Origin of the sequence: Exiguobacterium sp. s122 (genome assembly GCF_018618475.1) — a bacterium.
In the GTDB taxonomy this organism is placed as follows: domain Bacteria; phylum Bacillota; class Bacilli; order Exiguobacteriales; family Exiguobacteriaceae; genus Exiguobacterium; species Exiguobacterium himgiriensis.
Genome location: NZ_JACSMD010000001.1, coordinates 325731 through 344621, shown reverse-complemented (window position 1 = coordinate 344621; position 18891 = coordinate 325731). Strand labels below are relative to the sequence as shown.

The window sequence follows — 18891 nt, the reverse complement described above, 5'->3', positions numbered from 1 at the left end:
TCGTCTTTAGCGTGCGACCGTCTCCCGTTGTTTGAGGGCCGGCCAATAGTTCTCGTTCTCGTGGATCAAATCGTCAAGGATTTGACGGGCGACCGGCGCGTCGACGACGGTCCGGTTGAGCGTCAGTGCTTGGAGCGCTTTCTCATAGCTGTTCTCGAAGTAGGCATCGACGACGAGCTGTTCGTAAGCGAGTTGTCCTTCAATCATCCCTTTATAGAAGCGTGGGATGTGCCCGACCGCGAACGGCTTTGGCCCTCGGTTCGTCAGCATCGCCGGCACTTCGACCATCGCATCGTCCGGCAAGTTGGCGATGATGCCGTCGTTCTTCACCATGACGATGAAGATGTCGCCGTTGTTGTAGGCAAGGGACGCCGCGACGCGGATCATGTAGCAGCCGTGAATATCGACTTCAAGATGCGCGTTCTCGAGCGAGTCGTCGGCGATGATTTGATCGCACATCGAGAAGACGCGCTGTTGGCGGCCGTTGATGACTTGACGGGCCCGCGTGTTTTCCACGTCTTCCTTCTCCGCCATGTCCGACGGATACAAGTAGTACTGGAGATACGTGTTCGGCAAGTATTCCGGGAAGTCGGTGAGCATCTTCTCGACTTGTTTGAACGTCTTGATCCAAGACGGATCGTTGGCGATCTCCGAGTCTTCCGGGATGAACCCGTCCTCCAAGATGGCGCGCTTGATGTCTTCTGTCAGCTCATTGCCTTCTTTGTCATAAATGCCTGTAAACCAACCGAAGTGGTTGAGTCCGAAGTACTCTGGCACGAGGTCCCAAATCTCTTTGCCGAGAATCTTCGCGTAACTGACCATGATCGCGGCTGGCATGTCACAGATGTTCAAAATCTTTTTATCGTTCGGGTAGGCACGCTTCAACGCCTCGGCGACGATGGCGGCCGGGTTCGTATAGTTCAAAATCCAACCGTCCGGTGAACCTTGACGGATGTCGGCGACGAGATCAATCATGTCCCCGATCGAGCGCATCCCATACGACATCCCGCCCGGTCCACACGTCTCTTGTCCAACCACGCCGTGACGGAGCGGGATCTGCTCATCTTTTTCGCGCATTTCCAAACCGCCCGTCCGAATTTGGACGAAGAAGAAATCTTTATCGCGGAAGGCGTACTCTTTGTCCGTCGTATATTCGAACAGCTCGAGCTCTGGATAATGCTCACGCAAGATGACCTCAGTCGCTTTGGCGACGCGCTCTTGGCGGTCACCGTCCGTATCGTAAAACGTGATTGAACGTAGTGGGAAGTGAGCCTTCTCTTCAATCAAACTCATGATCATACCGATCGTGTACGTGCTGCCGCCACCGACGACGACGAGGCGTTGTCCTTGTTTCATGTGTGCGTTCCCCTTTCAAATACATATCTCATTGATTACAATACAAATTTAATACATATTATCTTAATCGTCAACACTAATTTTGAAAAAGTTTTATTTCGTGTATACTGAACGTATGAATCCAAGTCGCATCGGAGGATCCACCATGAAAGCAAAGTCACCGCTTTATCAGCAAGTCGCGCAACGAATGCGTGCGTTCATCGAGTCCGGCACGTGGGCGCCCGGCGAGGCAATCCCGACCGAGGCACAGCTCGTCGAAGAGTTCGGCGTCAGCCGGGTCACCGTCCGTCAGGCGGTCAAACTTCTCCAAGAGGAAGGACTATTGTGGAAGCGCCAAGGGAGCGGCACGTACGTCCAGTCCGAAAAGATCGAGCACAATATGTATGAGCTGAAAAGTTTTACCGAAGATATGAGGCGTGAAGGGAAAGATGTGACGAACAAAGTGCTCACGTTCACCTTGCAGCCACCGAGTGAGAAAGTCCGGGAAGCACTCGAACTCGAAGAAGGTGACCTCGTCTTTTACGTGCGACGGCAACGGTTCGCCGACGGCGAGCCGCTCATCGTCGAGGACACGTACCTTCCGCTCAAACTCTTCCCCGACTTGACGTATGAAGTGATGACGCAGTCGAAGTACGCTTATATCGAAGACGTGAAAGGACTCAAAATCGCGGACAGCGTCCAAGAATTCATCCCGGTGCTCCCATCAAAAGATATCGCCGAGATGCTCGGGGTGAGCGAACGGACACCCGTGCTCAAAGTCCAGCTCTACTCGTTCCTTATGGACGGCAGCCGTTTCGAGTTCACCGAGACGTATTTCAAGAGCGAGGAATACCGCTTCATCATCCGCGCCGGACGGAGACATTAAAAGAAGGACCCGTGAATCGTTTCATTCACAGGTCCTTTTGCCGTCCATGACAATTCACTCATTATAAAGAAAATCAGGAGGGGGTTCATCATGACATTCACGACGACCCGCTGCCTCATCCGACCGTTCGCGCAACAGGACATCGAACCGTTCATGGCATATCGGAACGACTTGGAATGGATGCAGCACCAATCGTTCAAAGGATTGACTTACGAAGCATATGAACGCGCTTTACTCGGCGAACAAGCCATCACGCAAGGCATGCAACTCGCCATCATCGACCAGGAGACGAATGAATTAATTGGTGATTTGTATGTGCAACAAGACAGGACGACGTACTGGATCGGCTATACGATTTCACCCCGCCGCGCACGCCAAGGCTACGCGTCCGAGGTCGTATCAGGACTGATTCGTCACTTGTCCGACCAAGGAGTTGAGACGATTAAAGCCGGTTGTCTTCCGACAAACGAGGCGTCGATCGCACTCTTGAAAAAGCTGAACTTCGTCTACTTGACGACAGAGGATAAAGAACGGATTTATCAATTCGACGTGAGCCGATATAAAGGACCACGACATGACATACCTTGATGATTCATGTTTCTCTTCATCCTTTCATCGGAGATGTGGTAATCTATCCTTCACACCGATACCACGTCACCTGACTTTTGGCTCGAGGGAGTTTTGTTCGGATGAAGAAACGCGTCTTATTGCTCATATCCATCTTTTTGTTAATCAGCTCCCTAACACAGGCGGCGATTCCAAAACCGAAAGCTTATAACGACCGGAGCCTCATCTATTTGACACTCGATGACGGACCAAATCGGAAGACGGCAGCATTGCTCGACGTCTTGAAGAAACATCAAGTGAAGGCGACGTTCTTTATCCTCGGGAAGAACATCAAGGGGAATGAGCATCTGCTCCACCGCATTGTCGCCGAAGGCCATCTCATCGCCTTGCATGGGATGACCCACGTGCGTGAGGAGTTTTATGCGTCGCCGATGACGGCCGTGCGCCAGATGCAGGAAGTGCAAGCACTCATTTACGACGTGACCGGCATCCATACGAATATGGCCCGCACGATTTACGGTAGTGACGCAGGCATGACACCTGCGCACTGGCAAGCGATGGACGAGGCCGGTTTCGAGATTTGGGACTGGAACGTCGGCAGTCTCGATCACATCTATAAGAAAAACAACGCACCGATCGAGCAACGGGTGTTCAACCGGCTCGAGGCGAATTACGAGATGAATATCGCCTCCATCATCTTGGCGCACGATCATTCAATGACACCAAAAGCGCTCGACACGATTATCCGTTATGCGAAAGAACGTGACTATGAGTTCCGGACGTTAGATGGGGTGCATCCCCCCTACAACTTTTTCAATCCGTGGGAACCAAATGAATAAGAAAACGCTGAGTCGCGCGACTCAGCGTTTTTACTTACATCTCAAGCTCTGTGAACGCGAACGGGACGAGTTCGTCGAGCGTCACTTCTTTAATCTCAGCTTCGCCGTTCGTCATCAACACTTTGAAGTCCGGGTCGCCGAACTCGACGAGTACTTGGCGGCAGATACTGCATGGCGGCAAGAAGTCGACCGTGTCACCGGACACCGCTACGGCTTCGAAGTCACCTTTTTTATAACCTTGCGCGATGGCTGTATAAATCGCCGTACGCTCGGCACAGTTCGTCGCACCGAACGAGACGTTTTCCACGTTGACACCGTTGATGACCGTTCCGTCTTTCATGAGGAGTGCCGCTCCGACACGGAAGTTCGAATACGGGGAGTAGGCGTTCTCTTTCACTTGGCGGGCGCGTTCGACTAATTGTTGTTGGTTCATGGGATCATGGTCCTCTCTGACTCGAAATGAACTGATGCCAGTTCCCGGCCTCTCTTTTTTTGGGCAGGATTTTTAGCATACACCCCGAGCGAAGCAAAGTCAACGACTTTTTGATGGCGCTTTCACATAAAAAAGAGTCACATCTTTAGATATGACTCTCAGCTTATAACTCCCCTTTTTTGTTCATCCGAATCAAGAGGAAAATCAAATACGGTGCCCCGACCATGCCGGTGATGACCCCGACAGGGTAGCGGGCCGTGAAGGCGAACTGGCCGATCAGATCGGCGGCAAGCACCAAGACGACACCGACAAGACCCGCCGGAATAATCGTCGAGCGCCCGTCCCCGACGAGCCGCTTCGCAATCGGTCCCGCGAGAAAGGCGATGAAGGCAATCGGCCCGGTCGTCGCTGTCGCGAGCGCGAGCATGAGCACCGAGGCGATAATGAGGAGCACCCGCGTCTGGTTCGTCCGGACACCGAGTGACGTTGCCGTCATCTCCCCGAGCTCTAAAATCTGGAGCTGACGACTGAGCCAAATGACGACGGGCAGACAGAGCGCGACCGTAATCATGAGCGGCGGCAGCGACTCCATCTTGGCGCCGTTCAAACTTCCGCTCAACCAACGCATCGCCGTCCCGACGTCGTTTTGACGACTGATGAGGAGCAAATAGTTGATGACGGCCGTGAGCATCGCTTGAATCCCGATTCCGACCAAAACGAGCCGGCCGATTGAGAAAGCAGCGCCTTTCGACAAGAAGTAGATGGCGAGGACGGTCAACAGTCCACCGATAATCGAGATGATGGAGACGAACGTATCGCTCGCCTGCAAGACGACGATGCCGAACACCGCCGCCGCGCTCGAACCGGTTGTGATCCCGATGACGTTCGGGTTGGCGAGTGGGTTACGTAGCATCGTCTGGAACACGGTCCCGGCGACGCCGAACGCGATCCCAGCGAACACACCGGCAAGCATGCGCGGCAGGCGAATCGTGTTGACGGCAAACGATGCCCCTGGCACGTCCGCGCCGAACAAGACGCGAACGACATCCCCGACCGGATAAATCGTGTTACCGAGCATGAGCATCGTCACGCTTAAAGCGAGCGCGAGGACACTAAGAACGAGCGTCACAACGACGGTTCGTTGCCGACGCCGTCTGCTATTTTGAATCATCGGTTGATATGGTTTTGTCATCATAGGTCACGCACCTTCACTTTCATCGTCAACGCGATTAAAATCGGCGCCCCGATAAAGGCCGTGACGATCCCGACTTCAAGTTCGCCCGGGCTACCGAGTAGCCGTCCCGTCACGTCCGCGAATGTGAGCAGGATTGCCCCGGCGAGCGCTGACATCGGGATGACGAGCCGTTCGTCTGGACCAATCGTCAAGCGAATCAAGTGTGGCGCGAGCAGCCCGATGAAACCGATCGGTCCTGCGAGTGCCGTCGCCGCCCCACATAAAATCACACCGGCGAACGAGGCGATCAGTTTAAGCGTGCCGATGCGAACCCCGAGTCCTTTGGCGAGTTCTTCCCCAAGCCCTAAAATATTCAACGATGGTGCCGCAAAAATGGCGATGACAAGTCCAACGAGAAAGAACGGCAAGAACGTCATAATCGAATCCATATTGCCGGCGCCGACGCTGCCGACTTGCCAGAAACGGAACTGGTCCATGACGTTCGAACGCGGAATCATGATGGCCATGACGAGCGACGACAAAGCCGCACTCGTCGCCGCCCCGGCAAGGACGAGTTTGAGCGGTGTCGCCCCACCCCGACCGAGTGACCCGATGCCGAATACGAAGATGGCCGTCAAGAGCGCCCCAACGAGCGCGAACCAAATGTAGTCCGACGACGATGAAATATTAAAAAACGCGATTCCGACGACGACGAACAACGCCGCCCCTGTATTAACCCCAAGAATACTCGGATCAGCGATCGGATTTCGTGTGACCGACTGCATCAAAGCGCCTGAGACGCCGAGCGCTGCACCACACATGAGACTAAAGATTGTCCGCACAATCCGCTGTCGGATGATGTCCGCTTCATACGACTGAACAGCCGGACGGAACAAACCGTCAAGCAGTTCATTCCATCCGACTGTCCGTGAGCCGAAAGCAAGTGAAGCGAGCATGCAGACGACGAGCAAGACGAGCGCCCCCATCAAGATGAGAGGAAACCGTTTCGGCGTTTGCAACTTCTTCAGCTTATTCATTTGTTCACTCGACTTTCTCGAGTGCTTCCGAGACAAGTTTCACGTACTCATCGATCGTGTATTCGATTGAGAGTGGTGACGGTGTGCCGGCTGCCGCAAGCGGCGTGTTGTCTTCGATCAAGACGACCGACCCGCGTTCGATGGCCGGTACTTTGCTGTAGAGCGGGTCCGCTTGAAGTTCTTTGAGCGTCTCTTCGTTCCCATAGACGACGAAGAGGTCAAGGTCGTTCAAGATGTCGGCGTTCTCTGAGCTGAGCTCAAGGTAGAAGCTACCTTCTTCGAGTTGGTCTTTAATGTTTTGCGGGTACTCCATGCCGAGTTCTTCGATGAAGGCACCACGTGGGTCACCTGTCGTGTAGATGTAGAACTTCGACAAATCACCAGGGCTCAAGGCGACGAACGCCCCTTTCTTGCCTGCCATGTCCGGTACTTCCGCCGCTTTATCCGCGATGAGCTGTTCTGTGTCGGCAATCAATTGCTTGCCTTCTGCTTCCATGCCCATTGCCTTCGCGTTGTAAAGGACCGTGTCTTGCCATGAAGAAACCCAAGGCGTTTCTTGGTACGCGACGACCGGTGCGATTTGTGTCAATGTGTCATAGTCTTCTTGCGTGATTCCTGAGTAGGCCGCCAAGATGACGTCCGGCTCTGAGTCGGCGATCGCTTCGAAGTCGAGACCATCCGTGTCCTGGTAGACGTTCGGATTTTCTTCACCGAGTTCTTTTAACTTTTCTGCTGTCCATGGCAACACGCCGCTACCATCTTGAACACCGTAGTTGGCAGCCGAGAACCCGACCGGGACGACGCCTAACGCGAGGGCGACGTCTTGGTTCGACCAACCGACCGTTGCGACGCGTTCTGGCTTCTCTTCAATAACCGTCTCACCAAGCGCGTGCTTGATCGTGATTGGGTAACCTTCTGCTGACTCTGAATTTTCATCTGTTGTCGCAGGTTCTTCTGTGTTCGAGCCGCAACCGGCGAGCACGAGCATGAACACCGAGACGAACAAGAACATATGTAACATCTTCTTATGCTTTTTCACGTTTTAATCCCCTTTTTCTCTAGTATGCCGACGCGTTATCACCGACACTGATAATCATTATCATTTATGAGTATAGGATGATACGTAACCGTTGTCAATGCGAAATTAAATTCTACCTTAAGAGCACGATGAGACTTGACTGATGTCCGAATAACAAAATAAACGCCCACGCGTGGTGAGCGTTCTTTTTTTAAAGTGGCTTTCCAAACTCCGGATATCCTTTTTCGTTCCACATGAACGTTTGCGCCCGTGTATGACGATTTGGGTCGTAGAGTGGATCCCCTTCGATTTCTGTATACGTCCGGGCATGATAGACGATGACATCTTCCCCCTGCTCATTCACGGTAAAACTGTTGTGGCCTGGGCCGAATTGACTCACTTCGGCATTCGTCTGGAATACCGGCCGGAACGATTTTGACCAAGATGCCGGATTTAATACATCCGCGTCATCTGAGGTGCACAACATGCCCATACAATAGTTCTCATCGGTCGCACTCGCAGAGTACGTAATGAAGATTCGCCCGTTTCGTTTTAAGACGGCCGCTCCCTCGTTGACGAGAAAACCGCGAGTCTCCCAATCAAACTCAGGCTTCGTCAGCATGACTTGCGGTAATTTGATCGTCCATGGATTTTCGAGTTCGGCGATGTATAAATTTGAGTTCCCATCGATGGCGGGATCTTTTTGGGCCCACACTAAATAATGGCTCTCACGATGCTCAAACACGGTCGCGTCGAGTGCGAACGAGTCCCATTCAGTCTGAATTTGTCCTTTTTCGACCCACTCTCCATCAAGCGGATTTGTCGACTCGTTCTCTAACACGAACATACGGTGGTCAAACAAACCGTTGACGATTTCCCGCGACTTCGCAGCAGCAAAATAGAGATACCACTTGCCGTGAATGTAGTGCAGTTCGGGCGCCCAAATCAAGTCGCTCATTGGACCTGTTTCATGCTTCACCCATGCGGTAACCGGCTCGGCCGTCCGCAGTGCTTGGAGCGTCTTGGCTCGGCGTAACTCAATCAAGTCATACTCGGGCACCGACGCCGTAAAATAGTAATAGCCGTCTGTATGCAAGTACACCCACGGGTCGGCACGCTGTTCTAATATTAAATGACGATCTTCTACTCGGTTCATCGTACAGCCTCCTCGTCACGTATTGGTCGGCCGAATACAGGCCCGTTTTCGTTCCACATGAACGATTGGACACGTGTATGTCGGTTCGGGTCCCAGAGCGGGTCCCCTACAATCTCTTTATAGTTGCGGGCATGATAGATTAACACGTCCGTCCCATCTTCTAACGTCGTAAAACTATTATGGCCCGGCCCAAACTGGCTTGCCGCTTCATCCGTTTCGAAGACTGGTTCGGGATGTTTCGTCCAACTCGCCGCGTCCAATAGATCGCTCGTCTCCTCAGCGTGCAGGAGGCCCATGCAGTAGTGATGGTCCGTCGCACTTGCCGAGAACGTGATGTAGATGTGACCATTCCGTTTCAAGACGGCCGGTCCTTCGTTCACGAGGAAACCGATCTTCTCCCAATCATACTCTGGTGTCGCGATCATCGTTTGGGGCCCCGTGAGCGTCCACGGATTTTCCATTTCTGAGATGTATATGTTCGAGTTTCCAGCAATGGCCGGGTCTTTTTGGGCCCACACGTAATAGAGACGCCCTTCGTGCTCGAACGTGGTCGCATCAAGCGCGAACGATTCGCACCAAGTCCGGACCTGTCCTTTTTCAATCCATTCGCCTTCTAGTGGATTTGCCGCGCTGTTCTCGAGCACATACATCCGGTGATCGAAGACGTGATCTTCTCGTGCGGCCGCAAAATAGAGGTACCACTTCCCTTGGATGTAATGTAATTCTGGAGCCCAAATGTTCGCGCTCATGATGCCCGTCTGGCGCTTAGTCCAGACGACCCGTTCTTCGGCCTCAGTCAAGGCGGCAATTGTTTTCGCCCGCCGGAGCGGGATGCCGGTGAAGTCTGGCAACGAGGCCGTGAAATAATAATAGCCGTCTGTATGGCGCATAATCCATGGGTCCGCCCGTTGTTCCACTAACGGATTCGTGATCGTCTCTTTCATAAAAAACGCTCCCCTACCTCAGTTTCTGTTCGGTTCAAGCTCATATGTTTCAACAATGTATGGCGTTCTCTCAAACGGTATGCCTCTCTCTTGCTACTTGCTAACAAGAGGGAAGAGATCCCGATTTCTTCTGGTCGCAGCGGTGCCCGTAACGTGCGGAAGATAGACTCGAGTTCTTGACGCCTCGGCATCTGCTCGGCCCACGCCTGTAGCGTGTCCGGCATCTCGGGCCCGTTGAGTATGGTCGTTTTATATGAATCGATGAGCTCCATTGTAGCGATGGCAACTTTCGTCCCATGCAGGACGGCCGGACGATGGTTGGCGATGAAATCCATCTCCCAATAGTGGGACAAGTGATGTTCGCCTCCGGAAGCTGGATGCGAATGACCAAAAATGAGCATCGCGACTCCGGATAACAATAACGACTCCATCAGTTGATCCAGCCCGTCCGCGTCTCGTTTATAGATGTCAGGCAAGGCGTCGACACACGATTGTAGCGCCTGTTCCGTCAGCGATGCGGCGACCGGACAAAACGGTTCACCGCCGTCATACGCACCGAACTGCCAGTCCAACAAGGACGTATATTTTCCGAGCATATCGCCGACACCGGCCGCAATTAATGCGTCCGGCGCCTTTCGAATCACCTGACTCGGGACGAATACGGCCATCGGGGAAACGAGCTGATACGTGATTTTTTTGCCTCTCACAATCAGTGGTGCCCCTTTGGACGTGAACCCGTCCACTGACGGCGCGGTCGGCACCGAGATAAACGGCACTTTTGTTTTTGCCGCACAGAAACGAGTGACGTCATGAATCGTGCCGGCTCCTAGCGCAATGAGTGCATCGACCGTGCTTTCTTGATGAAGCAACACTTGCACGATTGCGCGTTCCTCCGCCAATACGTCTCCTTGGTCATCGGCTTGAAGCGAGACGAGCGACACATCGATCCCGATCCCCGTCAAGGCTTCTCGTAGCGGAAGAAACCCGACGTGCTCGGTATTCGAATCGGCGATGACGAGTAGGCGACTCCACGATTTTTCATAGACGAACGTAGCCAATTCGTGCCAGACATGTTCGGACGCGACGATGCGCTCAATCGTGATTATGTGGTGGGGGTTCCCGCAATCACATGCGTGCACGCGTTCATTAATCTGTTCGAGATTCATCGGCTCACTCCTGTCTCGACGTGGTACGTCGTGCGCCAACGATACGTATCCCCGGCCTGCAAGCGAATCGACGGGAATGTTTCGTGGTGCACCGCATCAGGGAGATGTTGCGGTTCTAGACAAACGCCGTAGTAACGTCTCGATGTCCCTTCACGCAATGCAGTCGTCTCATTCATCTGATTACCTGAATAGAGGACGATGGCGGGGGACGTCGTCGAGATCGTCAACTCACGCTGCGACTCTCGGTCATACAGCTTTGCTTCCCGTTGGTTTGTGAAAACGAAGGGATGGTCATAGCCATTGACCAATTTATTTTGTGGATGAAGGGAGTCAAGACCGTCTCTTAAGACGCGACCTGACCGGAAGTCAAACGCTGTCTGATCCACTTCAATCAAGCGGCCTGTCGGAATCAAATCGTCTCGCAACTCAGCGAAGCGATCAGCAGACAATGTGAGTTCATGATTCAAAATGTCACGTTCGCCTCCACTCAAGTTGAAATACGTATGATTCGTCAAATCGCACACTGTGTCCTCATCAGATGTCGCTTCGTATGTGATTGTGACGCCTTGGTCGACTAGTTCGAACGTAGCACGTACATCTAGTGTCCCTCTATATCCGTTCTCACCGTCCGGACTGATGTAATGAAGCGTTACTCGTTCCGACGTCTTTTGTTCGATCGTCCAGATCCGACGGTGTAGCCCCTCCCCGCCATGAAGGTGATGGACGCCTTCATTTGCAGGCAAGCGATGAGTCACGCCATCCATGTCAAACGTACTTTGGTCGATTCGTCCGGCGACCCGTCCAATCGTCGCGCCTAAATAATACGTATCGTGCATGTACGCCTCGGTCGTGTCGTACGACAAGATTAGATTTTTCCAGCCATCGTCTTGAACCGAAAATTCTTGTAGTGTCGCTCCATAAGTCAATATGTTTAATCGATACAAATCGTTTTCAAGGGTGATCGTAGACTCCTCGATCTCTGTTTCTGTTTGCCGCTTCATGACATCTACTCCTTTTTTACCAAACGTTCACTGGGCAATGCTTCGTCGCGAGCCGCGCCCGATAGGAGACGAAACACCCACATTTTAAACAAGTGTCTTGTTGATAAGACGGACAAGCGGCACAATGAGCGAGTCGTGCCTCATATTCGGAGTCCGTAACCTGCTCCATTACTTCCGTATCGATGCTCAATAACCAGTCATAGCTTAACTCCTGCGGTGGACATGTCCGACACCGCCGTGTTTGCGACACCGTCATTTTAGCGAACCGCGATTGTGATGACACTCATCGCAGGCATATCGAAGACGAGTTTGCCGTCTTCTGTGACCGTTACTTCATGGTCACGCGGAGAGACGAGATCGGGCTGTTCGAACGTGTTGTGCGCGTTCAAATGCTCCGCCGTCAACATACGTGCTGACACATCAGAGATGGCGCCGACCCCTCGTAAATCAATTTCGACCGTATCGCCTTGCTCATGGTCGAGTTGGCACAAGCTGATATGAAGAACACCTTCCGTATTACGCGATGCTGTGGCACTCACGGCTGGAATCGTTTCATCTTTGGCCACATAGTTGCGTGTGTGCGCAGCGAGTTCGACGCGCTCGGCGTCTTGATGGACGCTGTACATCTCGAATACGTGGTATGTCGGCGTGAGAATAAACTGGTCTCCTTCTGTCAAAATCATCGCTTGCAACACGTTGACCATTTGAGCAATGTTCGCCATATGGACGCGGTCGTTATGCTGATGGAAGATATTGAAATGAATCGCGGCTACGAGTGCATCGCGAATCGAGTTTTGTTGATACAAGAAACCTGGGTTCGTTCCCGGCTCCACATCGAACCATGTGCCCCACTCGTCGACGATTAACCCGACACGCTTCTTCGGATCATACTGGTCCATGATTTGACCGTGTTTCGTGATTAGCTCGTCCATATAAAGAGCACGCTTCAACGTGATGAACCATTCGTCCTCCGTGAAATCAAGGGCTGATCCTTTGCCTAACCAGAAGTCGCCTGGGATTGTGTAGTAATGAAGGCTGAGTCCGTCCATCATCGATCCTGATTCCCGCATGAGAACCTCTGTCCATTTATAATCATCGATGTTCGCCCCACCGGCGATTTTATACAGTTTGTTGCCGTCGTAGTTACGGACGTAAGTCTGGTAGCGACGGTACAGGTCCGCATAATATTCGGGGCGCATGTTACCGCCGCAACCCCAGTTCTCATTTCCGACGCCGAAGTACGTAAGTTCCCAAGGCTCGGTACGACCGTTCTCTTGGCGCCAATTCGACATCGGTGACTCGCCGCCGAACGTCATGTATTCCACCCATTCGGACATCTCTTGCACCGTCCCGCTTCCGACGTTGCCGCAGATGTACGGTTCACACTCGAGCAGTTCACAAAGACGCATGAATTCGTGTGTCCCGAAATAGTTGTTTTCGACCACTCCGCCCCAGTGCGTATTGACCATCCGTTTGCGGTTCTCGTTCGGACCGACTCCGTCCTTCCAGTGATATTCGTCAGCAAAACAGCCCCCTGGCCAACGGAGGACCGGAATATTCAACTTCTTCAAAGCGTCGAGCACGTCGTTGCGAATGCCGTCCGTGTTTGGAATCGGTGAATCAGGACCGACCCAGAGCCCTTCATAAATACAACGTCCTAAATGCTCGGCGAAGTGACCATAAATGTGCTTGCTGATTGTCCCTTTTGACAAGTCGGCATTGACGATAAGTTGTGTCGTCCCGGTCGTCACGTGTGACGGTTTAATCAATTGGTTGTTCATTGTATCTCCTCCATGAAGAAGGGCCAACGAAGTGGCCCTTTAGATTATGGTCGATAGTAAAGTTCGTTCCAACGCAGTTCATTGTTAAATTGAACCGTCTCCGTCTTCGCGTCGATTACCGCAATCTCAACGTCAAGCAGTTCAGCAAAGTCCCGCAGCTGGTCGGTCGTCACTTCATACGAATAACAAGTGTGATGTGCCCCACCGGCTTGAATCCAGTTTTCGACCGCTTGCGCCATCGAAGGTTCTGTTTTCCAAAGAACGCGGGCGACCGGTAAGTTTGGCATCGCCTCTTCGGGCTGGATGCCTTCGACTGTGTTAACGAGAAGGCGGAAGCGATGACCGAGATCGATGATGCTGGCATTCAACGCTTTGCCGCTCTGCCCTTCGAAAACCATACGGGCCGGTGCTTCCCGGTCGCCGATACCGAGCGGGTGGACTTCAATTCTTGGTTGATTGACAGCGATCGTCGGACAAATTTCTAGCATGTGGGCACCAAGCACCATCTCGTTGCCCGGCTCAAAGTGGTACGTATAATCTTCCATGAACGATGTCCGCTCGTTGTTCGCCATGATTTTCATCAGACGAACCAATGCCGCCGTCTTCCAGTCACCTTCTCCAGCAAAGCCATAGCCTTGCTCCATCAAGCGTTGGACCGCGAGACCTGGTAACTGCTTCATGCCATGTAAGTCCTCAAACGTCGTCGTGAAGGCAGTATAGCCACCGGCCTCGAGAAAGGCTTTCATACCGAGTTCAATCCGGCCTTGATAACGAACCGAAGCTAGAAACTCCTCTTCAACCATACTTTTGTTCGTCAACTCGTAACGAAACGCATACTCGTCCATCAACGTATCGAGGTCCGCATCAGTCACAGCATTCATGTATGCGACAAGGTCGCCAACCCCATATCCGTCCACTGTCCAACCGAGTCGAATCTGTGCTTCGACTTTATCGCCTTCCGTCACGGCGACGTTTCGCATGTTGTCACCGAAACGTGCCACTTTTAACACTTTGCTTTCGGCTAACGCATGAGCGACTTTCATCCAGCTCGCCATCTTGCCGCGCGTCGTCTCGTCTTCCCAGTGCCCGACGAGCACTTTGCGTTTGACGTTCATCCGGCTCGTGATGAAGCCATGCTCCCGGTCCCCGTGCGCCGATTGGTTCAAGTTCATGAAGTCCATGTCGATTGCATCCCATGGGATGTCTCGGTTGAACTGAGTACCGAAATGGAGCAACGGCTTTTGCAAGATGCGCATGCCGCTGATCCACATCTTCGATGGTGAGAACGTGTGCATCCAGGTGATGACGCCCGCACAGGAATCATCCGCATTGGCTTGTAGCATCATTTGACGAATCTCTTCTGCGTTTTTGACGACGCCCTTAAAGACGATTCGGTCGCTAAAGACGCCAGTCGCATCAAGACCGGTCACCATCTCTTTTGAATGCTCTTCCACTTGTCGCAGCACGTCTTCGCCGTAAAGCATTTGGCTTCCCGTCACGAACCAAAATTCATATGTTTTTGCTGTCAACATCCAAAGTCCCCCTATGTGGAAGCGAAGTACCGGTCATTTTTGGCCGTAGTATGCGTTCGCCCCATGTTTTCGCAAATAATGTTTATCTAAAATGCTCTGTTTAATCGGTGTCAGACCCGGATTCAAGTTCAAGGCATGAAGACCCATCTTAGCGACTTCTTCGAGAACGACCGCGTTATGGACGGCCTCGTCCGCGTTTTTACCCCAACAAAACGGCGCGTGGTTGGCCACTAGTACGCCGGGTACGGCGACTGTCTCGAGCATGAGCTCGTCGAGCGTTTCTAAAATGACATGTCCGGTCTCGAGCTCATATGCCGTTTCAATCTCTTCGTCCGTCAATTCGCGTGTGCAAGGAATCTCACCATAAAAGTAATCCGCATGCGTCGTTCCAAACGCCGGAATCGCTCGCTTGGCCTGCGCCCAGCTCGTCGCCCATGGTGAATGGGTATGCACGATACCTCCAATTTCAGGGAGAGACCGATAGAGCGCGAGATGCGTCGGTGTGTCTGATGAAGGACGAAGCTCTCCTTCGACGATGTTGCCCTCTAAATCGACAACGACCATATCCTCCACGGTCAACCGGTCATAAGGGACACCGCTCGGCTTAATTACGACCAATCCGGCGTCGCGGTCGATCCCGCTGACATTGCCCCATGTGAATGTGACTAGACCATGCTCCGGAAGTGCCAAGTTTGCTTCGAGCACCGCTTCCTTCAAAGCGCGACTCACCATACCGGTTCCTCCTTCACGCGCGACGCCTCCGCTTTGATTTTTTTCAAGCGCTTCATCACATCATTTTCACCGCGACCGAAGTAGTCGTAAAGTTTTGTATATTCGGCAAACAACGCGTCATACGTCGCGACGTTTTCTGGAATCGGCTTGTACGTCTCTTCTTTGACGCGCCCCATCTGTGCCGCTGCTTCCGTGATTGTAGCGTAACCGCCTCGCTCTGCACCGGCCGCAACCGCTCCAAACATCGCTGATCCGAGGGCTGGCGTTTGGGAAGAGGCTGAGATTTTGATTTCCATGTTCAGAACGTCCGCATAGATTTGCATCATGAGAGCGTTCTTCTCAGCAATTCCACCGGCCGCATATACTTCGTGTACCGGGACGCCGCTATGTCGGAATGCTTCCACAATCGTCCGTGTCCCGTACGCTGTCGCTTCAATCAAGGCTCGGTATATGTCTTCCGGTTTCGTCAGCAACGTCGCCCCAATTAACACACCTGTTAAATTTGTATCGACGAGCGTCGATCGGTTTCCATTCCACCAGTCGAGGGCGACGAGTCCGCTCTCGCCGACACGTTGACGAGCTGCCTTTTCCGTCAACAATTGATGAATCCCGATGCCTTTCAAGGCTGCCTCTTCAACATAGTGACCGGGAACACACGTCTCGGTAAACCATTCAAAATGGTCTCCGACACACGATTGTCCGGCTTCGTACCCCATTAACCCGGGAATAACGCCGTCTTCAACGACACCGCACATGCCTGGGACGACTTGTTCGTCTTCCCCAAGCAGGATATGGCATGTCGACGTGCCCATGACCATCAACATCTTGCCAGGTTCTGCAATACCGACGGCAGGGACCGCCACGTGGGCGTCAACGTTTGCGACCGCCACAGCCGTGCCAGGGAGAAGTCCGATCCGCGCTGCGAACGCTACTGTCAGTTCACCCGCTTTAGATCCAATCGGCGCAATGTCGCGCGATAGTTTTTCTTCGACGACGTTTTCTAGTCGTGGATCGAGCGCTTTGAAGAACTCGTTCGACGGGTATCCGTCTTGTTTATGCCAAATGGCTTTATATCCAGCTGTACAACTGTTCCGTACGACGCGACCTGTCATCTGGGAGATGACCCAATCGGTCGCTTCTAGAATCTGGTCCGCCGCTTCGTAAATGGCCGGCGCTTCGTTCAAGATTTGCCACACTTTCGGAATCATCCATTCCGATGAGATTTTCCCGCCATATCGTTTCAAGAAGTCTTCGCCCCGTTCGGCTGCAATGCGGTTCAATTCGTCCGCTTCGTCTTGCGCAGCGTGATGCTTCCAAAGCTTCACGTAGCTGTGTGGGTTTTGCTGATGTTCCTCTAGGAAACAAAGAGGGGTCAAATGTTCGTCTATCGGTAAAATCGTGCATGCTGTGAAATCGATGCCGAGCCCGACGACTTGGTCGGGTGTGATCCCCGCTTCTTTGACGACGGCCGGAATCGTGATTTCTAATACTTCTAAATAGTCTTGTGGATGTTGGAGCGCCCAATCATGTTCGAGACGGGTCACCCCGTCCGGTAAATATTCATCCATCACGCCATGTGTGTATGGTTTGACGGCCATTGCCACTTCTTGACCTGTCGCGACGTCAACGAGAACGGCACGTCCTGATTGCGTCCCATAGTCGATGCCGATTGTATAGTTGGCCATATTCATCACCCTGCCTCCAAAAGAATGCGCTTACATAAAGGATGAAAAAATAAAGTGTGTGGGCACTCCTTTCTTTTCATCCGTACAACTATTTAAAATCAATCGATATTTCATACAGAAAACAAAAAGTTACAACCAAGTTGTACGTATAACTTACATCTTGATTGTATCAACTATTTTAAATTAATCAACTGTTTTTCGTGCTTTATTTACATTTTTGACGTTTTTTCTAATAAAAATGTGACATTCCATTTTTATTAGAAACGACAAAAGTTGTACGTATATTTATAGTTTCTTCCCTATAAACACGTGACCCCGATCAGATAGCGCCGCGAACACGAGCGTCTCTCGCCAATTTTCCCAGTCCCATCCCGGTAACATATACCAGGTCATCCCTACAGAACCATGTAGCTTGATACTCGTGTCCGTCACCTTCTCATACCGACCTCGCCCACCATCCTCCGTCACAAATGTTCCGTCTGTCTGAAGTTGAATCTTTTCCGACGGCAGGACGCCATGATTTGTTTGATCCATATAAATCCACTCCCAGTCGCCGAAGAGCTCCTCCATCTCGACAGGGCGTTCCGTTTCCCCAGCATAGCGCTCCGGTGAAACGAGTGGCCAACCCGATTCTGTCCAAATGATTTTTCGAATGTGCAGCTCATGCCAGTGCGGATCTGTTTCACCTCTGACATGGTGAACGATATAATCATCGCCCTCATCTTGAAGAATGGAATTATGACCAGGTCCGACCCAGCCTTCATTGTTTTCAAACCGATAGCCGCCCAACACCTTCATGCCGACTTGTTGTGGGTCCATTTCGAGATCGGTCATGACGTTCCCGTCAAAATCGACATACGGCCCGGTGATGGATATCGATCGGGCCACACGAATATGATAATCCTTGAAGAGAGAGTCGTAAGAAACGAATAAGTAATAATGACGATCCGTCTCGCGATATACGATGTATGGACCCTCAATCGCCCCTTCGACGCTTTGATGCCGTTTCGCGATTAACGTCTCTTCACTTCCTGAACGTTTCTTACCAGTCTCGGGGTCGACGGGGAACACGTATAACCCACCGAAAAAACTGCCGTACACGAGCCACGGCTCACCATGCTCATCGAACGTGATATTCGGGTCAATCGCGTTCGGCCCCGATGTCCCGGCCACACTCTTCACGACGAGCCCGAGATCCTGCCACGGCCCTTCAATCGTGTCCGCGCTGGCGACACCGATATAGGATTGCGTCTGTCCAAATTGTGAAGCTGCATAGTACATGACATAGCGACCACCCATGAACACGATTTCCGGCGCCCAAAGCCCTGGCGCCCCAGTCCATTCCACCGCCTCGGCCGGAAGTTCCTCAAGCGCCAAACCGACGTACTCCCAATGGATCAAATCTTTCGAGCGGCGTACTTGAATCCCCCCGTCGACTCGGTGCCCATGAGCAGCGTCCGTCGAGAACACATAATACCAATCCCCCACTTTGATGGATGCCGGGTCATGGGCGTTGTGCGTGCCCCACATCGTTTCGTTCGTCAATCGTTCTAGCACATAACGTTCTTCTCGTCTCGGACTGTTCAGTTTTTGCATGTCTTGTTT

General features: G+C 52.4%; 18 protein-coding genes. 3 read left to right on the top strand and 15 right to left on the bottom strand.

The window, feature by feature from the left end:
- Window positions 1-6: 6 nt before the first annotated feature.
- Complete coding sequence (locus tag KNP92_RS01835; RefSeq protein ID WP_211780521.1) at window positions 7-1356, bottom strand: 6-phospho-alpha-glucosidase; 1350 nt, start codon at window positions 1354-1356, stop codon at window positions 7-9.
- A gap of 145 nt (window positions 1357-1501) precedes the next feature.
- On the opposite strand from KNP92_RS01835, the gene KNP92_RS01830 reads away from it, so the two are divergent.
- From KNP92_RS01830 to KNP92_RS01820, 3 genes are all read left to right on the top strand, one after another.
- Window positions 1502-2221 carry a GntR family transcriptional regulator gene (locus KNP92_RS01830; RefSeq protein ID WP_034809901.1) on the top strand — a complete coding sequence of 240 codons (720 nt, stop codon included), beginning with the start codon at window positions 1502-1504 and terminating at the stop codon, window positions 2219-2221.
- A gap of 90 nt (window positions 2222-2311) precedes the next feature.
- On the top strand, window positions 2312-2809 hold the full coding sequence (locus KNP92_RS01825) for a GNAT family N-acetyltransferase (protein WP_214836103.1): 498 nt from the start codon (window positions 2312-2314) through the stop codon (window positions 2807-2809).
- Between the two features lie 101 nt (window positions 2810-2910).
- Window positions 2911-3627: a polysaccharide deacetylase family protein gene (locus KNP92_RS01820; protein ID WP_214836100.1), complete on the top strand. Its 717-nt coding sequence runs from the start codon at window positions 2911-2913 to the stop codon at window positions 3625-3627.
- Window positions 3628-3661: 34 nt separating this feature from the next.
- On the opposite strand, the gene KNP92_RS01815 is transcribed toward KNP92_RS01820, so the two are convergent.
- The 14 genes from KNP92_RS01815 to KNP92_RS01755 form a co-directional block, all read right to left on the bottom strand.
- Window positions 3662-4060 (bottom strand): cytidine deaminase, encoded by a 399-nt coding sequence (locus KNP92_RS01815; protein ID WP_024370776.1) that lies wholly within the window; start codon window positions 4058-4060, stop codon window positions 3662-3664.
- A gap of 163 nt (window positions 4061-4223) precedes the next feature.
- A complete protein-coding gene (locus tag KNP92_RS01810) occupies window positions 4224-5255 on the bottom strand; it encodes a FecCD family ABC transporter permease (protein WP_214836097.1) in 1032 nt (343 codons plus the stop codon).
- Window positions 5252-6271 carry a FecCD family ABC transporter permease gene (locus KNP92_RS01805; protein ID WP_214836094.1) on the bottom strand — a complete coding sequence of 340 codons (1020 nt, stop codon included), beginning with the start codon at window positions 6269-6271 and terminating at the stop codon, window positions 5252-5254. Before KNP92_RS01805 ends, KNP92_RS01810 begins: the two co-directional genes overlap by 4 nt.
- A 4-nt stretch (window positions 6272-6275) precedes the next feature.
- Window positions 6276-7292 (bottom strand): iron-siderophore ABC transporter substrate-binding protein, encoded by a 1017-nt coding sequence (locus KNP92_RS01800; protein WP_214836091.1) that lies wholly within the window; start codon window positions 7290-7292, stop codon window positions 6276-6278.
- Window positions 7293-7500: 208 nt separating this feature from the next.
- Complete coding sequence (locus tag KNP92_RS01795) at window positions 7501-8445, bottom strand: glycoside hydrolase family 43 protein (protein WP_214836088.1); 945 nt, start codon at window positions 8443-8445, stop codon at window positions 7501-7503.
- Window positions 8442-9389 (bottom strand): glycoside hydrolase family 43 protein, encoded by a 948-nt coding sequence (locus KNP92_RS01790; RefSeq protein ID WP_214836084.1) that lies wholly within the window; start codon window positions 9387-9389, stop codon window positions 8442-8444. The genes KNP92_RS01795 and KNP92_RS01790 overlap by 4 nt, the downstream gene beginning before the upstream one ends.
- Window positions 9386-10555, bottom strand: coding sequence for a sn-glycerol-1-phosphate dehydrogenase (locus KNP92_RS01785; RefSeq protein ID WP_214836081.1), 1170 nt, complete (start codon window positions 10553-10555; stop codon window positions 9386-9388). The genes KNP92_RS01790 and KNP92_RS01785 overlap by 4 nt, the downstream gene beginning before the upstream one ends.
- Window positions 10552-11556: an aldose epimerase family protein gene (locus tag KNP92_RS01780; protein WP_214836078.1), complete on the bottom strand. Its 1005-nt coding sequence runs from the start codon at window positions 11554-11556 to the stop codon at window positions 10552-10554. Before KNP92_RS01780 ends, KNP92_RS01785 begins: the two co-directional genes overlap by 4 nt.
- A gap of 16 nt (window positions 11557-11572) precedes the next feature.
- Complete coding sequence (locus tag KNP92_RS15905) at window positions 11573-11725, bottom strand: DUF6171 family protein (RefSeq protein ID WP_483297944.1); 153 nt, start codon at window positions 11723-11725, stop codon at window positions 11573-11575.
- Window positions 11726-11813: 88 nt separating this feature from the next.
- A complete protein-coding gene (locus tag KNP92_RS01775; protein WP_214836075.1) occupies window positions 11814-13337 on the bottom strand; it encodes an alpha-N-arabinofuranosidase in 1524 nt (507 codons plus the stop codon).
- A 44-nt stretch (window positions 13338-13381) separates the two neighbouring features.
- Window positions 13382-14869, bottom strand: a complete 1488-nt coding sequence (gene araA / locus KNP92_RS01770; protein WP_214836072.1) for an L-arabinose isomerase — start codon at window positions 14867-14869, stop codon at window positions 13382-13384.
- Between the two features lie 33 nt (window positions 14870-14902).
- Window positions 14903-15601 (bottom strand): L-ribulose-5-phosphate 4-epimerase, encoded by a 699-nt coding sequence (gene araD / locus KNP92_RS01765; protein ID WP_214836069.1) that lies wholly within the window; start codon window positions 15599-15601, stop codon window positions 14903-14905.
- On the bottom strand, window positions 15595-17292 hold the full coding sequence (gene araB, locus KNP92_RS01760; protein WP_214836052.1) for a ribulokinase: 1698 nt from the start codon (window positions 17290-17292) through the stop codon (window positions 15595-15597). The genes araD and araB overlap by 7 nt, the downstream gene beginning before the upstream one ends.
- 279 nt (window positions 17293-17571) lie before the next feature.
- On the bottom strand, window positions 17572-18882 hold the full coding sequence (locus KNP92_RS01755) for an arabinan endo-1,5-alpha-L-arabinosidase (protein WP_214836049.1): 1311 nt from the start codon (window positions 18880-18882) through the stop codon (window positions 17572-17574).
- Between the last annotated feature and the right edge of the window lie 9 nt (window positions 18883-18891).

What these genes read in the sequence shown, in the direction of transcription:
- KNP92_RS01810 (WP_214836097.1), bottom strand. Translation starts at nt 5,255, where the DNA reads ATGATGACAAAACCATATCAACCGATGATTCAAAATAGCAGACGGCGT.
- araB (WP_214836052.1), bottom strand. Translation starts at nt 17,292, where the DNA reads ATGAATATGGCCAACTATACAATCGGCATCGACTATGGGACGCAATCA.
- KNP92_RS01835 (WP_211780521.1), bottom strand. Translation starts at nt 1,356, where the DNA reads ATGAAACAAGGACAACGCCTCGTCGTCGTCGGTGGCGGCAGCACGTAC.
- KNP92_RS01785 (WP_214836081.1), bottom strand. Translation starts at nt 10,555, where the DNA reads ATGAATCTCGAACAGATTAATGAACGCGTGCACGCATGTGATTGCGGG.
- KNP92_RS01825 (WP_214836103.1), top strand. Translation starts at nt 2,312, where the DNA reads ATGACATTCACGACGACCCGCTGCCTCATCCGACCGTTCGCGCAACAG.
- KNP92_RS15905 (WP_483297944.1), bottom strand. Translation starts at nt 11,725, where the DNA reads ATGGAGCAGGTTACGGACTCCGAATATGAGGCACGACTCGCTCATTGT.
- KNP92_RS01795 (WP_214836088.1), bottom strand. Translation starts at nt 8,445, where the DNA reads ATGAACCGAGTAGAAGATCGTCATTTAATATTAGAACAGCGTGCCGAC.
- KNP92_RS01780 (WP_214836078.1), bottom strand. Translation starts at nt 11,556, where the DNA reads ATGAAGCGGCAAACAGAAACAGAGATCGAGGAGTCTACGATCACCCTT.
- araD (WP_214836069.1), bottom strand. Translation starts at nt 15,601, where the DNA reads ATGGTGAGTCGCGCTTTGAAGGAAGCGGTGCTCGAAGCAAACTTGGCA.
- KNP92_RS01775 (WP_214836075.1), bottom strand. Translation starts at nt 13,337, where the DNA reads ATGAACAACCAATTGATTAAACCGTCACACGTGACGACCGGGACGACA.
- KNP92_RS01805 (WP_214836094.1), bottom strand. Translation starts at nt 6,271, where the DNA reads ATGAATAAGCTGAAGAAGTTGCAAACGCCGAAACGGTTTCCTCTCATC.
- araA (WP_214836072.1), bottom strand. Translation starts at nt 14,869, where the DNA reads ATGTTGACAGCAAAAACATATGAATTTTGGTTCGTGACGGGAAGCCAA.
- KNP92_RS01815 (WP_024370776.1), bottom strand. Translation starts at nt 4,060, where the DNA reads ATGAACCAACAACAATTAGTCGAACGCGCCCGCCAAGTGAAAGAGAAC.
- KNP92_RS01830 (WP_034809901.1), top strand. Translation starts at nt 1,502, where the DNA reads ATGAAAGCAAAGTCACCGCTTTATCAGCAAGTCGCGCAACGAATGCGT.
- KNP92_RS01755 (WP_214836049.1), bottom strand. Translation starts at nt 18,882, where the DNA reads ATGCAAAAACTGAACAGTCCGAGACGAGAAGAACGTTATGTGCTAGAA.
- KNP92_RS01800 (WP_214836091.1), bottom strand. Translation starts at nt 7,292, where the DNA reads ATGTTACATATGTTCTTGTTCGTCTCGGTGTTCATGCTCGTGCTCGCC.
- KNP92_RS01820 (WP_214836100.1), top strand. Translation starts at nt 2,911, where the DNA reads ATGAAGAAACGCGTCTTATTGCTCATATCCATCTTTTTGTTAATCAGC.
- KNP92_RS01790 (WP_214836084.1), bottom strand. Translation starts at nt 9,389, where the DNA reads ATGAAAGAGACGATCACGAATCCGTTAGTGGAACAACGGGCGGACCCA.